15 protein-coding genes are annotated in these 13899 nt (G+C 61.2%); 11 read left to right on the top strand and 4 right to left on the bottom strand.

All coding sequences use genetic code 11. The features are described from left to right. Positions 1 to 3: 3 nt before the first annotated feature. A complete protein-coding gene (locus tag ACQ7C1_RS05070) occupies positions 4 to 726 on the bottom strand; it encodes a metallophosphoesterase family protein (protein ID WP_085781463.1) in 723 nt (240 codons plus the stop codon). Between the two features lie 10 nt (positions 727 to 736). After that, on the bottom strand, positions 737 to 1543 hold the full coding sequence (locus ACQ7C1_RS05065) for a nucleotidyltransferase family protein (RefSeq protein WP_430957548.1): 807 nt from the start codon (positions 1541 to 1543) through the stop codon (positions 737 to 739). 187 nt (positions 1544 to 1730) lie between these two features. On the opposite strand from ACQ7C1_RS05065, the gene ACQ7C1_RS05060 reads away from it, so the two are divergent. The 3 genes from ACQ7C1_RS05060 to ACQ7C1_RS05050 are packed head-to-tail and all read left to right on the top strand — an operon-like array spanning position 1731 to position 2313. After that, a complete protein-coding gene (locus ACQ7C1_RS05060) occupies positions 1731 to 1952 on the top strand; it encodes a hypothetical protein (protein ID WP_430957547.1) in 222 nt (73 codons plus the stop codon). After that, the gene (locus ACQ7C1_RS05055) at positions 1949 to 2146 is read left to right on the top strand and encodes a hypothetical protein (protein ID WP_430957546.1); all 198 of its coding nucleotides are present in this window, start codon (positions 1949 to 1951) and stop codon (positions 2144 to 2146) included. Before ACQ7C1_RS05060 ends, ACQ7C1_RS05055 begins: the two co-directional genes overlap by 4 nt. Continuing rightward, a complete protein-coding gene (locus ACQ7C1_RS05050) occupies positions 2143 to 2313 on the top strand; it encodes a hypothetical protein (protein ID WP_430957545.1) in 171 nt (56 codons plus the stop codon). The genes ACQ7C1_RS05055 and ACQ7C1_RS05050 overlap by 4 nt, the downstream gene beginning before the upstream one ends. A 4-nt stretch (positions 2314 to 2317) precedes the next feature. On the opposite strand, the gene ACQ7C1_RS05045 is transcribed toward ACQ7C1_RS05050, so the two are convergent. Continuing rightward, positions 2318 to 3343, bottom strand: coding sequence for a Gfo/Idh/MocA family protein (locus ACQ7C1_RS05045; protein ID WP_430957544.1), 1026 nt, complete (start codon positions 3341 to 3343; stop codon positions 2318 to 2320). After that, positions 3340 to 4329: an MDR/zinc-dependent alcohol dehydrogenase-like family protein gene (locus tag ACQ7C1_RS05040; protein WP_430957543.1), complete on the bottom strand. Its 990-nt coding sequence runs from the start codon at positions 4327 to 4329 to the stop codon at positions 3340 to 3342. The genes ACQ7C1_RS05045 and ACQ7C1_RS05040 overlap by 4 nt, the downstream gene beginning before the upstream one ends. A 179-nt stretch (positions 4330 to 4508) precedes the next feature. On the opposite strand from ACQ7C1_RS05040, the gene ACQ7C1_RS05035 reads away from it, so the two are divergent. Genes ACQ7C1_RS05035 through ACQ7C1_RS05000 form a run of 8 tightly spaced genes read left to right on the top strand, consistent with a single transcriptional unit; the run spans position 4509 to position 13889 of the window. After that, positions 4509 to 5612 carry an NAD-dependent epimerase/dehydratase family protein gene (locus ACQ7C1_RS05035; RefSeq protein WP_430957542.1) on the top strand — a complete coding sequence of 368 codons (1104 nt, stop codon included), beginning with the start codon at positions 4509 to 4511 and terminating at the stop codon, positions 5610 to 5612. Continuing rightward, on the top strand, positions 5609 to 7651 hold the full coding sequence (locus ACQ7C1_RS05030; protein WP_430957541.1) for an NAD-dependent epimerase/dehydratase family protein: 2043 nt from the start codon (positions 5609 to 5611) through the stop codon (positions 7649 to 7651). Before ACQ7C1_RS05035 ends, ACQ7C1_RS05030 begins: the two co-directional genes overlap by 4 nt. Further along, positions 7648 to 8760: a glycosyltransferase family 4 protein gene (locus tag ACQ7C1_RS05025; RefSeq protein WP_430957540.1), complete on the top strand. Its 1113-nt coding sequence runs from the start codon at positions 7648 to 7650 to the stop codon at positions 8758 to 8760. The genes ACQ7C1_RS05030 and ACQ7C1_RS05025 overlap by 4 nt, the downstream gene beginning before the upstream one ends. A gap of 2 nt (positions 8761 to 8762) precedes the next feature. Beyond that, entirely contained in the window at positions 8763 to 9893 is a 1131-nt protein-coding gene (locus ACQ7C1_RS05020; protein WP_430957539.1) for a CgeB family protein, read from the top strand. After that, entirely contained in the window at positions 9890 to 10978 is a 1089-nt protein-coding gene (locus tag ACQ7C1_RS05015) for a CgeB family protein (RefSeq protein WP_430957538.1), read from the top strand. Before ACQ7C1_RS05020 ends, ACQ7C1_RS05015 begins: the two co-directional genes overlap by 4 nt. After that, positions 10975 to 12075, top strand: coding sequence for a CgeB family protein (locus tag ACQ7C1_RS05010; RefSeq protein ID WP_430957537.1), 1101 nt, complete (start codon positions 10975 to 10977; stop codon positions 12073 to 12075). Before ACQ7C1_RS05015 ends, ACQ7C1_RS05010 begins: the two co-directional genes overlap by 4 nt. Before the next feature lie 12 nt (positions 12076 to 12087). Further along, the gene (locus ACQ7C1_RS05005) at positions 12088 to 13134 is read left to right on the top strand and encodes a UDP-glucuronic acid decarboxylase family protein (protein ID WP_430957536.1); all 1047 of its coding nucleotides are present in this window, start codon (positions 12088 to 12090) and stop codon (positions 13132 to 13134) included. A 20-nt stretch (positions 13135 to 13154) separates the two neighbouring features. Beyond that, a complete protein-coding gene (locus tag ACQ7C1_RS05000; protein WP_430957535.1) occupies positions 13155 to 13889 on the top strand; it encodes a TIGR04290 family methyltransferase in 735 nt (244 codons plus the stop codon). Positions 13890 to 13899 lie beyond the last annotated feature (10 nt).

Below are 13899 nucleotides of genomic sequence, written 5' to 3'. Positions count from 1 at the left end.
CAGTCAGAGATCAAGCAACGCGTAAGTCTTGCCGGTGGGTTTCTCGATATGGGCCGCGACATTGTAGACGGGGGCGCCGCCCGGTGTGCGGCCCTCATAGGATCCCCGGTGGGCATGACCGTGTACGACCGCATTGACGCGGAATCGGTCGATCGTTTCGGCCAGCCGTGAAGAGCCGAGAAACGGATAGATTTCCAGGGGTTCGCCCGCCACTGTTTCGGCAATCGGCGCGTAGTGCAAGATGACGAGGGAACGATCGGAGCGGACCTGGCGCATCGCGTTTTCCAAGCGCATTGACTCCTCGACGCTTTCGGCAACCATCGCCTTGATCGCCGCCTCACCGAACGAGCCGAGCATGTGTCGCCCGAAGCCGCCGGCAAAGCCCTTGACGCCGACGAAACCGACGCCGGCGACTTCGGCCGCCTGGCCGTTGAGCAGTTTCACGCCGGCATCCGTCAGCACCCGGCAGACGTCATCGACCTGGCCGCTCTCGTGATCATGGTTGCCAAGGACGGCGACTGTCGGCACGGTGCAATGGCGCAGATCGCTCGCAAGCAGTTCGGCTTCCTTGGGCTTGCCGAGATCGGTGAGGTCGCCGGCGATGACGAGAACGTCGGCCACGGAGGAAATCTCCGCGAACAGATCCTTGTAGGACTTGGCGCCGTCTTCGGTCACATGAAGATCGGCCACCGCCGCAATTCTCACGCTCTTTCGCTGTTCATCCATTACGGTTCTCCTAATCTCCTCGCAATTCACCTTCGCCGCCGACATCGGCAAAACCCCATTCCTTCACGTCGATTTCGAAATCCACGCGGGAATACATCCGGCCGCGGCATATTTTCATTTGCGGCAATGGCAGCTCCTGCTGCGCCTTGAGCCGATCCAGCAGTTCGTCCAGCAGCCATTGCGGAATCTTGTCTCGCTCGGTCGGGTAGATCCACCTGAAATTGAGAAGATGGATGAGGAGGACTTCCCAGTGGACTTCCAGATAAGCCAGCAGCTTGCGCCAATCGATGGAGTCATGTGCCTTCAAAATGACGTGCGCGATATCGGCGCCATCATAGCGGTGGCGCAGTTGGACAAAGCACTTCGACCAGACCAATTCGGTCGGGCTGACGATCCTGACCGTGTGGCCGCACATCTTGACCCTGCGCGCATCCTCGAACCAGTCGTCGCCGACCGGCATCGTTCCGTTGGAGGAGGCAAAGATGACGTCAAAGAAATGGTTGCCCTTGAAGACCTTTCCGAGCCAGCGCTCGTCTTCGACTTCGACCGTGTAGCCCTTGGATTTGAAATGGCCGAGGATGCGCGCGTAGTCGCCCGCTTTGCAAAATATGTCGAAGTCCTTCGTCTGGCGCGAAATGCCCGTATAGGCGCAGACGGCATAGGTGCCGGCGGCCAGAAACGGGATCTGCGATCCGACGAGCTCTCGGACGGCCTGGGTCACGAACGGCTCGGCGTCTGGATCGATGAGTTCCGGAACCGCCTTCACTTTCATGAGCGTGTTGTTGTTTTTGTCTCTTTCGGCACTTCGAGCGGTCATCGTCGATCCCAGTGATTGATACGCAAAGCAACACTTGGATGGCTTCTATGTTCCGCCGCGCTCCATCCCGACGATGAGCTCGGAGAGGACATGCCATGACAACCCCGCGTCATTTCGGAACTTCGCCAGCGCCGCGTCGTTTGGCCAAAGGGCGCGTAACCGTCCTCAGAATTGAACGGAGGCTGTCATGGACAGAAAAGCAAAAATATCGACCGGCACGAATGACAGGCCCAGAAACGAGACGATTGCTGAAAGCGGCCCCGGCATTCCCGATGATAGCGGCCGGACGGTTGAGGTGCCGGATGCGGAAGCAAGGCGCATGAAAGCGTCGCTGCTGCGCAATCGGCTCGACGAACTCAAGGAGAAGCTCGATGAAGAGACGGAGCTTCCGCAAAGGGGCGCGCCATGAGCGAGGTGAGGAAAGGCGGCTCTTTCCCTTCAGGAATGAGCCACGATAACTCCCAGCCGCCGCGGCGCATGATGATATTCGTCGTCTCCATCTTCCTGATCGCCTGCCTTGTCGCACTCGCATTCACATGGATGACGCATCCCGGCGAACCGGACGAGAAATCACCTGCCGCGGCGACGGAGCAGACACGATGAGCGATGGGGATAAGGATCCAGTTCAGTGGCCGTCGTCATCTTCCGTGGGCAAGCGCACGAGGCTCAATGCCGGCAGGATAGCACTGATCCTGGTCGGCACGGTCGCCGTCGTCGCATTCACCCTTTATGCGACGATAGTGCTTTACGGCCTTATCAAGGGCTCCTGATCGATTACATGCCGGCGCCGTAGATACCGTCGATCGCCTCCGCCACTGCGATAAAATTCTCACACGCGGGGTCGTAGCGCTGGCCTCCGGCGAGCTTTCTTGCCCAATCCACGGCAGCCCTTCCGCCCCAATCGTCCGGGGGGAGGGCCAGAGTTTCGCTCGAAGTGCCGGACATCCTGACGGCCGTAAAATCGTAGAATGAGCCATCGACATTCCTGAAGGAGGCCCCTCCCTCGGTTCCGAAGAAATCGGCTCCGATCTCGGCGTCACAGCCGGCATTGAGACGCCAGGAGCATGTCAGTCGGATGATTTCGCCGCCGGCAAGCGTCAGCGTTGCGGCTGCAAAATCTTCGACCTGACCGTTGTGTTCGAGCCTTTTCCCACCGGCTCTCAAAGCGCTCGTGACATTGGTGACGGAGGGAAAATCGAGGCACCATAAGGCCAGGTCGACGAGGTGAACGCCGAGATCAATGACGCAGCCGCCGCCGGACTGGCTCTTGTCGTAAAACCAGGGTTTATCCGGGCCATAGGCGTTGTGGAAGGTCAGATCGGCCGCAAAGATCTTTCCAAGGGCATGCGAGCGGATGAGCTGCCGGATCTGCTGCATGCCTTGCGTGTGTCGATAGGAAAGATCGACGCCTAGCAGCCTGTCGGCGGTTCTGGAAGCATCGACAACGGCCCTGACCTCGGATGCGGTTCGGCCAAGCGGCTTCTGGCAGAAGACGGCAAACCCTGCCCCGAGGGCGCGGATGGACTGTTCGGCATGTGTGGCGCTTGGCGTTGCGATCACGACGCCGTCGAGCTCCTGCTCCAACAACCCGTCCAGATCGGCGACGATCCTGGCATCCGGGGCAAGCGCCAGGGCCTCTCGGGCCATATTTGTTGAGGGGTCGGCGATGGCGACAGCCTCGGCCACGCCGCTCCCGAGGATCGCTTTCATCCGATGCCGGCCGATCCAGCCTACGCCGAGAAAGCCGAGCTTCAGCCGTTTGGCGGTCGCCGCATTAGCCTCGGAAATCAATTCATTCATGAATATTGCACCAGAGCCTTGAGAAACCCGTCCGGCCGGTCGCGCGTCGTGTTGAGGGCGTCGTCCAGCCTCTCCAGCGGATAGGCATGCGTGTAGAGCGGCTGCGGATCGATCCGGCCCTGGCGCACGGCTTCTATGGCGTCGCGAATACCTTTGATATAGACGGCCGGCTCGCGCTCGTGGGCGTTGATGACGTCGAGCCCGCGCCAGTTCCAAAGCTGCATGTTGATTTGACGGGGCCCGTCCTGGTGATAACCGGCGATGATCAGTCGCCCCCGTTCCTTCGTAAGCTCGCCCGCCAGGTCGAGCGGCCATTGTTTGCCGACGGCTTCGATGACGCAATCGCAGAATTTTCCGCCCGTGAGTATTTTGACGCTCTCGATGATTTGCCAATGATCGTCCATCGGAATGGTCTCGGCCGCTCCCATCTCTCTCGCCACCTCGAGTGAATAGGGCCGGCGCGAGATGGCGATCACCCTTGCGCCGGCTGCCGCGGCAAGCCGGGTGAGGAGGGCGCCCAGGAATCCGATGCCGATAATGGCGACGGTCTGGCCGCTCTCGATGTTGCTGCGGCCGAAGATGTTCATGGCGCATCCGAGCGGTTCGCCCGGAAAGGGCTTGCCATCCAACTCCTTCGGCAATGATGCGACCATCGAGGCATCGGCAATGTCGTGCGTGGCGTAGGCATGGTAGGAAAGAGAGGCAACCCGCTCTCCGATCCGAATCCCCGTGACATCGGGGCCAATGGCGTCGACAATACCCCAGCCTTCATGGCCTAGCCCACCTGCCTCGGTGGGGAACGTCATCCAGTCCGGTCCGGCCCAGGGCGTGAGGTTCGAGGCGCAGACGCCGCATCCTTCCAGTTTCACCCTGACCTGGCCCGAACCGGGTTCGGGCAGGGGGCGGGTCTCCACCGAAATATGTCCGGGGCCGGTGACGATGGCAGCCCGCATGAGCCCGGCCTTCTGTATCGCCGCAATGTCCATGAGATGTCCTCCAATGTGGCACCCCTAGAACAACAGGCCTCCAGAAGAGTTCCGGTAGAGCTCAAAGAAGTCATTGATGATGAAGTCAATAAAGATGTCATTGAAGAAGGAACTTTTCCATCCGCGTTCGGTTCGGCGCCTATCTCCGAAGCAAATTATTCAACCGGACGGATCTCATAATGACGATTTTGATAACTGGAGGATGCGGCTTCATTGGTCGCCACGTTGCTGAAGAACTTCTGGAAAATGGCTATGACGTGCGCATTCTCGATGCGCTGATCGATCAGGTGCATGGCGATGCCGAAGTCAGCGTGCCTGATGGAGCCGAGATCATCCAAGGCGATGTCAGAGACAAGGACGCTGTGCGCGCGGCGCTTGCCGGTGTGAACGGCGTCATTCATCTCGCCGCCGAAGTCGGCGTCGGACAGTCGATGTATGAAATTGCCCGCTATGTAGGCTGCAACGACCTCGGCACCGCGGTGCTCCTGGAAGCCATGATCGGCCTTCCCGTCAAGACAATCGTCGTGGCCTCATCGATGAGTGTCTATGGAGAGGGGCTCTATCGGACGGTGGATGGAAAGCGGCTCGGCTATGTCAAGCGGCGCATGCAGCATGTCAAGCAGGGCCGATGGGATCCGCTTGATCAGGATAACCAGCCGCTGACACCGGTCGCCACCGATGAGGAGAAACCGGTCGATCTGGCGTCCATCTACGCTTTGACGAAATATGCCCAGGAGAGGCAGGTTCTGATTTTCGGCGAAGCCTACGGGCTGGATGCCGTCGCGCTGCGTCTCTTCAACGTTTTCGGAGCGGGCCAGGCGCTTTCCAATCCATACACCGGCGTACTCGCCAATTTCGGTTCGCGCCTCGCCAACGGCCAACCGCCGATGATCTTCGAGGATGGCAGGCAGCGGCGCGATTTCGTCCATGTTCGCGACGTGGCGACGGCCTTCCGCCTGGCTCTGGAAAAACCCGCGGCAGCCGGTCACGTGATCAACATCGGCAGCGGCCAGGCCTATTCGATCGCCGATGTCGCGACGCTGCTTGCCGATGCCATGGGCGTGCCCGAGATCGGCCCTGACATCATGAACAAGGCGCGTTCGGGAGACATCCGAAATTGCTTCGCCGACATTTCCAAGGCGCGCGAACTGCTCGGCTTCGAACCGAAATATCGTCTCGAAAATGCGCTTGCCCCCTTCGCCGAATGGGTGCGGCAAACCGGGGCGGTCGACCGCGGCGCCGAAATGAAGCGGCAACTGGAAGAGCGGGGGCTGGTTTCATGAACAAGGCCGGTGCTCGAGGATCCGATCATCAGGAGACGAGGCAATTCGGTTTCGTCGAATGGTTCCGGCCTGGTGAATATGAGCGAGCTGAGGTCGCGCTGCCGGATATTCTGGGAAGCGGCGCCAGTTATCTCCGTACGCATCTTTCCTGGGCCGAATATCTGGCCCCCGGCGGCCGGCAATGGTTCGATTGGCTGATCCCGCGTATCGGCAGCGAAATCGATCTTCTGCCGTGTATACACTATACGCCGCCGTCTCTGTCCCGGACTGGCAAGTCTTCGGGCGCGCCTGTCGATCTCAAATCCTATGCCGACTTCGTCGATCATATCCTGACGCGCTATGGCCGCTATCTCAGTCATATCGAGCTCTGGAACGAGCCGAACAACCTGCTTGACTGGGATTGGCGCCACGACAGCGACTTTCTGCTTTTCTGCGAAATGGTCGGAGGCGCCGCCTACTGGGCGAAGCAGAGGGGCTATAAGCCGGTGCTTGGCGGCCCGTGCCCCTTCGATCCCCATTGGCTCAATCTGATGGGCACGCGCGGCGTGCTTGGCGTCGTCGATGCCGTCGGCTTCCACGGTTTCCCTGGAACCTGGGACAGCGAGGAGGCAAGCTGGGGCGGCTGGGACATGCATCTCGGAGAGATGCGTGGGATTATCGATCGTTATAATGCCGATGCAGAAATATGGATCACCGAAACCGGCTACTCCACCTGGCGCAATGACGAGGTCGAACAGGCGCGGCGCTTCATCAAGGCACTGAACGTGCCGGCCGATCGCATGTACTGGTATTCATGGCGCGACGTGCCGCCGGATGTTCCAGTTCAGGAAGGCCTGTGGTTCGATCCCAGGCATTATCATCTGGGCGCTGTCAGCCACGACAATAAACCGAAGCTGCTTGCCCGCCTTCTTATGGAAGGAGGCGTCAAGAGGCTGGAGGAGGTCGCGGCCCTTGCCGCTCCCAACATCGCCTCTGGCGCCGCGCCGATCATCGTCACCGGCGGCAGCGGGTTTGTCGGCTGCAATCTCGCCGACCGCCTGCTCAGCGACGGCGAGGACGTCATCATCCTCGACAATCTGGCACGATCGGGAGTCGATCAGAATCTCTCCTGGCTGAAAGAGCGGCATGGCGGGCGGGTGCATCCGGTGCTCGCTGACGTTCGTGATCTGCTGGGCATCGAAGCAGCCTTCAGGGATGCCAAGGCCGTCTTCCATTATGCTGCCCAGACGGCGGTGACCACCAGCCTCGTCGACCCGCTGGAGGATTTCGAAACGAACGCGCGCGGCACGCTCAATGTGCTGGAATCGGTGCGCAGAGCAGGCAAACGGGCTCCCGTCATCTTCGCCAGCACCAACAAGGTCTATGGTGCTCTCGACGAACTCGGCATGATCGAACTCGACGATCGTTATCTTCCCGAAGACGAGACCATCAGGACGCAAGGGATCGGCGAGGATCGGCCGCTCGATTTCTGCACGCCGTATGGATGTTCGAAGGGCGTGGCCGATCAGTATATCCTCGACTACGCGAAGTCCTACGGCATTCCTGCCGCCGTCCTGCGGATGAGCTGCATCTACGGACCGCGCCAGTTCGGCACCGAGGACCAGGGCTGGGTGGCGCATTTCCTGATCCGCGCGCTCGGCGGCGAGCCCATTTCCATCTACGGCGACGGCAAGCAGGTTCGGGACATTCTGCATGTCGATGATGCCGTCGCTGCCTATCGGGCGCTGTTTTCCAATATCGAGCGGGTCAGCGGCAAAGCCTTCAACCTCGGCGGAGGGCCGCGTAACGCCGTCAGCGTGCTCGCGGTGCTGCGCGAGATCGAAGTGCTTGCGGGCCATCCTGTCGAAACCAGCTTTGGCCCATGGCGCGCCGGCGATCAACTCTATTTCGTGGCCGACACGACGAGACTTGAACAGGAAACCGGCTGGCAAGCCGGAATCGGATGGCGTCATGGTTTGCGGCACCTCGCCGAATGGCTGATCGCCAATCGTTTCGGCGGCCGGCAGATCCGCGGGGAAAAGCGGAAGGTATCGGCATGAGCGGACATGAACGGAGCAACAGGCACCGCCGCGTGCTGATGACGGTTGATGCCATCGGCGGCGTCTGGCGTTACGCGATGGATTTGGCCGCAGCCCTGAAATCGAACAACATCGAGGTTGTCTTTGCGGGGCTGGGGCCTTTCCCGACAGACGACAAGGTTGCGGAGGCCGGCCGGGCCGGCAAGCTCGTCTGGCTGGATGCGCCGCTCGACTGGACGGTCGAGAATGAAGAGGCAGTTGCCGAAGTTCCGGGGCTGATCACCGATCTCGCGCGCCGGGAACAGGCCGATCTTCTGCATCTCAATCTGCCGTCGCAGGCGGCGGGCATTGAAACAAACCTGCCGGTTGCGGTGGTTTGCCATTCCTGTGTCGTCACATGGTTTGCCGCCGTCCGCGGACGTGAAGTGCCAAAGGACTGGCAATGGCAGTACCGGCTGAACCAGGAGGGCTTTGCATGTGCGGACGCGGTGATTGCGCCAAGCCACAGCCATGCGAAAGCGATGGAAGCGGCCTATGGAACGATCGGAAATCTCCAGGTCGTTCACAACGCCAGCGCCCTTGAGGCCTCCGACGAGCCCAAGCAGGAGTTTGTTCTTGCCGCCGGGCGCTGGTGGGACGACGGCAAAAACGGCGCGGTGCTGGATAAGGCTGCAGCTATGACGCGATGGACGGTGGCGGCGGCCGGCGCGACCACCGGTCCCAATGGCCAGACCATGCGATTTCGCCATGCCGATTACCGCGGCGAGCTTTCGCATGAGCGGATGAGCGCCTTGACGCGGCGGGCGGCCATCGTCGCCTCGCCGTCCCTCTACGAGCCTTTCGGTCTAGCCGCTCTCGAGGCGGCGCGGGCGGGCGCGGCGTTGGTGCTTTCTGATATCCCAACCTATCGCGAGATATGGGACGGGGCTGCTCTTTTTGCCGAGCCGCATCGCTCCGATGCCTTCGCCGATGCTTTCAATAGGCTTGCCGACGATCCGCAGCTGCGGGCAGCGTTCGGACGAAAAGCGCGTGCCAGGTCCGCCGCCTTCAGCGTCGAGGCTCAGGCAGAGGCGATGTGCGCGATCTATTCCGGCATGCGCGCGCGTGGCTTTTCAACAGCAGCGGAGTGATCATGAAGTTTGTTTTTTACACCCATTCGCTGGTCTCCGACTGGAATCACGGCAATGCTCATTTTCTTCGCGGCGTCATGCGCGATCTCCAGCGGCGCGGTCATGAGACGCTGGCGCTGGAGCCGCAGGATGCCTGGAGCCGGGCCAATCTGGTGCGAGACCAGGGGGCGGCTGCGGTCGAGGCATTTCACCGGGCATTTCCGCAGCACCGTTCGCAGACTTATGGTGTCGCGTTCGACCACGAAGCAGCGCTTGCCGACGCCGACGTCGTCATCGTTCACGAGTGGACGGAACCGCAATTGGTCGAGAGGCTCGGCCGCATCCGGCGCGATGGCGCGACCTTCACCCTGCTTTTTCACGATACGCATCACCGGGCTGTCTCCGCCGAAGGCGATATCGCGGGGCTGGCGCTTGACGACTATGATGGTGTGCTGGCCTTCGGGCAGACGCTGCGCGACCGTTATGTCAGAGCCGGCTGGGGAAAGTCGGTCTTTACCTGGCACGAGGCGGCCGACGACGCCCTGTTTCGGCCGCTGCCGGAGATCGAGAAAACGGGAGACCTCATCTGGATCGGCAACTGGGGCGACGATGAACGGTCGGCCGAAATCGGCGAATTCCTGATCCGTCCCGCGAGAGATCTCGGCTTGAACACGGTCGTTCGCGGCGTGCGCTATCCCGGCCATGCATTGGACGAGCTGCGCAAGGCCGGCATCGCCTATGGCGGCTGGATCGCCAATGCCGACGTTCCCGCGGCCTTCGCCCGCCATAGGGTCACCGTACACATTCCGCGCCGACCCTATGTCGAACATCTGCCGGGTATTCCGACCATCCGTGTCTTCGAGGCGCTCGCCTGCGGAATACCCCTGCTCTCGGCGCCCTGGAACGACGTCGAACATCTGTTCGAGACCGGCAGCGACTATCTTGTCGTTAGCAATGGTGAAGAGATGAAGAAACGCCTTCGCGATATTCTCTCCGACGCCGATTTGGCTACGAGCCTTGCCGCTGCCGGCCTCGAAACGATCAAGGCCCGTCACACCTGCCGCCACCGCGTCGACGAGCTTTTCGCCATCCTGGCGCGCTGCGGCACGCATAGGGTCACCGCAAACCTGCAATCCAGGGAGGCCGCCGAATGAAGATCGCCTTTTACGGATCGAGCCTCGTTTCCGCCTATTGGAACGGCGCCGCCACCTATTATCGCGGCTTGCTGCGAGCGCTGGCGGAGAAGGGTTACGACATCACCTTCTACGAGCCCGATGTCTATGATCGGCAGAAGAACCGCGACATGGATCCGCCGGACTGGTGCAGGGTCGTCGTCTACGAAGGGACGATCGATGCCCTCAAGGCCGTGACAAGCGAGGCGGCCGACGCTGATATTGTCATCAAGGCGAGCGGTGTCGGTTTCGAGGACGACCGATTGCTGGAAGAGGTGCTGGGCAACGCCCGACCCCATGCATTGAAGATCTTCTGGGACGTGGACGCGCCCGCGACGCTTGCCGAACTCAGGGCCGACCCAGATCATCCTTTGCGCCGGGCGCTCGCCGGGCTTGATCTCGTGCTGACCTATGGCGGCGGCGATCCTGTCGTGAGCGCATATCGTTCCGTCGGAGCCGCCGAATGCGTGCCTATCTACAATGCGCTGGACCCGCAAACGCATCATCCGGTGCCGCAGGACTACCGCTTCGCCGCCGACCTCGGTTTCCTTGGCAACCGCCTGCCGGATCGCGAGGCCAGGGTCGAGCATTTCTTCCTGGAACCGGCGTCGCGTCTGCCGAACCGGACATTCCTGCTTGGCGGATCCGGCTGGCAGGACAAGCCGATCCCTTCAAACGTCCGCTATATCGGCCATGTCCCGACGTGTGATCACAACGCTTTCAATGTGACGCCGATGGCGGTCCTCAACATATCGCGCGCCAGTATGGCGGAGAATGGTTTTTCCCCTGCGACGCGGGTCTTCGAGGCGGCTGGCGCCGGGGCTTGCCTTATTACCGACTACTGGGAAGGCATCGATGTCTTTCTGAAGTCCGGCGAGGAGGTCCTGGTCGCGCGCGACGGACAGGACGTGGCTGCCTTGCTCGGCGGCTTGTCCCGCGAAGCCGCACGGGAAATCGGAGAAAGGGCACGCCGGCGCGTTCTGGCCGAACATACCTATATCAATCGCGCCGAAACGGCGGACGAGATTTTTCGCGCCCGTCTTGGCGCGCGGGAGGCGGCCGAATGACGAGATCGCTCGACATCGTCTTCCTCGGCCTCTCTCTTTCCTCTTCCTGGGGAAATGGCCATGCCACGACCTATCGCGCCTTGATCAAAGGCCTTAGGCAGGCGGGCCATAGGGTCCTGTTCCTGGAGCGGGACGTGCCGTGGTATGCCAGCCACCGGGACCTGCCTTCGCCTGATTTCTGCGAGCTCGCCTATTATTCCGATATAGGAGCAATGGTCGAGCGTCATGGCAAAAGGCTCGGCAAGGCCGATGCCGTCATCGTCGGATCCTACGTTCCCGATGGTGTGCCGCTCATCGACGGGCTCGGGGCGCTGGAGCTGAAACGGCTCTGCTTCTATGACATTGACACGCCGGTCACCCTCGCCAAGCTCGATCGCGGTGATGAGGAGTATCTTGCGCTGCGCCAGATTCCTTTATTTGACACCTACTTCTCCTTCTCCGGGGGAAGGGTGTTGACGCGGCTCCAACAGAGATATGGCGCGCGCAGAGCCATCGCGCTCTATTGTTCGGTCGACGAGGACCGCTATGCCAATACCGGCGAGGCCGATTGCTGGGATCTCGGCTATCTCGGAACCTATAGCCCCGAGCGCCAACCGACACTGGAGCGGCTTCTGCTGGAGCCGGCGAGCCGGCTGCCGTCGATGCGCTTCGTTGTCGCCGGGCCGCAATATCCCGCCGAGATCAAATGGCCGGCCAACGTCGAGCGCATCGAGCATCTGCCGCCTGCCGATCACGCAAGCTTTTACAGCCGGCAGCGGTTCACGCTGAACGTGACCCGCGGCGATATGATTGCCGCCGGCTGGTCTCCCAGCGTGCGGCTGTTCGAGGCTGCCGCCTGCGGGGCGCCTATCATCAGCGACTTCTGGCAGGGTCTCGATGAGCTACTGCCGGACGGTAAGGCCTTGTTCATTGCCCGCGCGCCGGAGGATGTCGTGGCGCTGCTGACGGAGCTTCCCAACACCGACCGTCTGGCGGTCGCCGCCGCAGCGAGAAACCTGGTGATGAGCAGTCATACCGGTGCCGCACGCGCCGGTGAGCTCGTCCGGGCTCTTTCCGACCTGCCCGCCAATCCAGCTTTCGACCGTATCTCAGCGTGAAGGAGAGTATCGATGCTTCAAGTCAATCGTCGCGGAAAAGGCAAGACTGTTCTGGTGGCAGGAGGCGCCGGTTTTGTCGGCTCGCATCTCTGTGATGCTCTTCTCGGCCGTGGCGACAGCGTGATCTGCGTCGACAGCTATCTCACCGGCTCGCCCGACAATGTCCGACCGTTGATGAATCACCCGGGTTTCCGGCTGATTGAACAGGACATCTGCAAATTCCTCGAAATCGACGAACCGCTCGACCAGATCTATAATCTGGCCTGCGCCGCCTCGCCACCGCAGTACCAGGCGGATCCCGTTCACACGATGATGACGTGTGTCGCCGGCACGGGTAATCTGCTGGCGCTCGCCGAGCGGCACCGGGCCGCCTTTCTTCAGGCATCGACGAGCGAAGTCTATGGCGATCCGGCCGAGCATCCTCAGAAAGAGGACTATCGCGGCAATGTCAGCTGCACGGGACCGCGCGCCTGTTATGACGAGGGAAAGCGCGCCGCTGAGGCCCTTTGCTTCGACATGCTGCGTGGCGGCCGCGTCGACGTGCGGGTCGCCCGCATTTTCAACACCTATGGGCCGCGAATGCAGGCGAATGACGGGCGGATCGTCTCCAACCTGATCGTGCAGGCTCTCTCGGGCAAACCGCTGACCATTTATGGAAGCGGCCTGCAGACGCGGTCCTTCTGCTACGTCAGCGATCTTGTCGGTGGCCTCATGGCGCTGATGGACGTGCGGCCGAACCCTGGCGTGCCCGTCAATCTCGGCAACCCGGGCGAGTTCACCATCAACGACCTCGCGCAGATGATCCGCTCGATGGTGCCGGTGCGGACGGTGGTTGCCTATCGGCCTTTGCCGAAGGATGATCCTCAGCGCCGCCGCCCCGACATTTCCCGCGCCACGGAACTTCTCGACTGGCAGCCGACGGTGCGCCTCGCCGAGGGGCTAAGATATACGATCGATTGGTTTGCCGCCAATTTGGATGATCGCCCCCGAAAACGCGTCGCGGCGGCTCGTCGTCATCGGGGCGCGGTGGCCCCGCAGGCTGCTCCCTTGGACAACTAAGCGAGAAGCGGATTCAAGCGATGACGAACCTGGCTTTGAAGCAGCGTATCAACGAACTCGGCCCATGGTTTCAGAATATGCGGCTCGGGGAGTTCGAAACCGCACCGGATCACTTTCTCGGTGACTATCCGGCATTCAAGTGGGAAGGCTTCAAACATGTCGTGCCCAAGGACCTGGAAGGGCGGAGCGTTCTCGATATCGGCTGCAATGCAGGCTTTTATGCGCTCGAAATGAAGCGCCGCAACGCCGGTCGGGTGTTGGGCATCGACAGCGATCCACGTTATCTCGAGCAGGCCCGTTTCGCCGCCGATCATTTCGGCCTCGACGTCGAGTTCAGACAGATGTCGGTGTATGAGGTGTCGAAACTCGGTGAGAGGTTCGATCTTGTGATCTTCATGGGCGTGCTTTACCACCTGCGCCATCCGTTGCTGGCGCTGGATCTGCTCCACGAACATGTGGTTGCAGACCTCATGCTGTTCCAATGCCTGCAGCGTGGTGAAGAGCGTATTGCCACGCTGGAAGAGGATTACGACTTTTCGGAATGGAAGGTTTTTAACCGGCCGGATTTTCCGAAGCTGTTCTTTGTCGAAGAGCGCTATGCTGCCGATCCCACCAATTGGTTCATTCCCAACAAGGCGGCGGTCGAAGCGATGCTGCGCAGCTCGGGTTTTGTCATAGAGGCCAATCCCGAGCGAGAAGTTTATCTCTGCCGCCTGGGGCGGCGGCCATATATGGTCGAGCCGCCGCCTGGTTGAGGTGTTCATG

It is taken from the genome of Rhizobium sp. Nf11,1 (assembly GCF_050587665.1).
Classification (GTDB): Bacteria; Pseudomonadota; Alphaproteobacteria; order Rhizobiales; family Rhizobiaceae; genus Rhizobium.
Note: the sequence above shows the minus strand (reverse complement) of the source record. Positions and strands in the feature narration are given on the sequence as shown.

Bases quoted from the DNA above. Each gene is read 5' to 3' on its own strand.
- ACQ7C1_RS05070 (WP_085781463.1), bottom strand. From the start codon at position 726: ATGGATGAACAGCGAAAGAGCGTGAGAATTGCGGCGGTGGCCGATCTT.
- ACQ7C1_RS05065 (WP_430957548.1), bottom strand. From the start codon at position 1,543: ATGACCGCTCGAAGTGCCGAAAGAGACAAAAACAACAACACGCTCATG.
- ACQ7C1_RS05060 (WP_430957547.1), top strand. From the start codon at position 1,731: ATGGACAGAAAAGCAAAAATATCGACCGGCACGAATGACAGGCCCAGA.
- ACQ7C1_RS05055 (WP_430957546.1), top strand. From the start codon at position 1,949: ATGAGCGAGGTGAGGAAAGGCGGCTCTTTCCCTTCAGGAATGAGCCAC.
- ACQ7C1_RS05050 (WP_430957545.1), top strand. From the start codon at position 2,143: ATGAGCGATGGGGATAAGGATCCAGTTCAGTGGCCGTCGTCATCTTCC.
- ACQ7C1_RS05045 (WP_430957544.1), bottom strand. From the start codon at position 3,343: ATGAATGAATTGATTTCCGAGGCTAATGCGGCGACCGCCAAACGGCTG.
- ACQ7C1_RS05040 (WP_430957543.1), bottom strand. From the start codon at position 4,329: ATGGACATTGCGGCGATACAGAAGGCCGGGCTCATGCGGGCTGCCATC.
- ACQ7C1_RS05035 (WP_430957542.1), top strand. From the start codon at position 4,509: ATGACGATTTTGATAACTGGAGGATGCGGCTTCATTGGTCGCCACGTT.
- ACQ7C1_RS05030 (WP_430957541.1), top strand. From the start codon at position 5,609: ATGAACAAGGCCGGTGCTCGAGGATCCGATCATCAGGAGACGAGGCAA.
- ACQ7C1_RS05025 (WP_430957540.1), top strand. From the start codon at position 7,648: ATGAGCGGACATGAACGGAGCAACAGGCACCGCCGCGTGCTGATGACG.
- ACQ7C1_RS05020 (WP_430957539.1), top strand. From the start codon at position 8,763: ATGAAGTTTGTTTTTTACACCCATTCGCTGGTCTCCGACTGGAATCAC.
- ACQ7C1_RS05015 (WP_430957538.1), top strand. From the start codon at position 9,890: ATGAAGATCGCCTTTTACGGATCGAGCCTCGTTTCCGCCTATTGGAAC.
- ACQ7C1_RS05010 (WP_430957537.1), top strand. From the start codon at position 10,975: ATGACGAGATCGCTCGACATCGTCTTCCTCGGCCTCTCTCTTTCCTCT.
- ACQ7C1_RS05005 (WP_430957536.1), top strand. From the start codon at position 12,088: ATGCTTCAAGTCAATCGTCGCGGAAAAGGCAAGACTGTTCTGGTGGCA.
- ACQ7C1_RS05000 (WP_430957535.1), top strand. From the start codon at position 13,155: ATGACGAACCTGGCTTTGAAGCAGCGTATCAACGAACTCGGCCCATGG.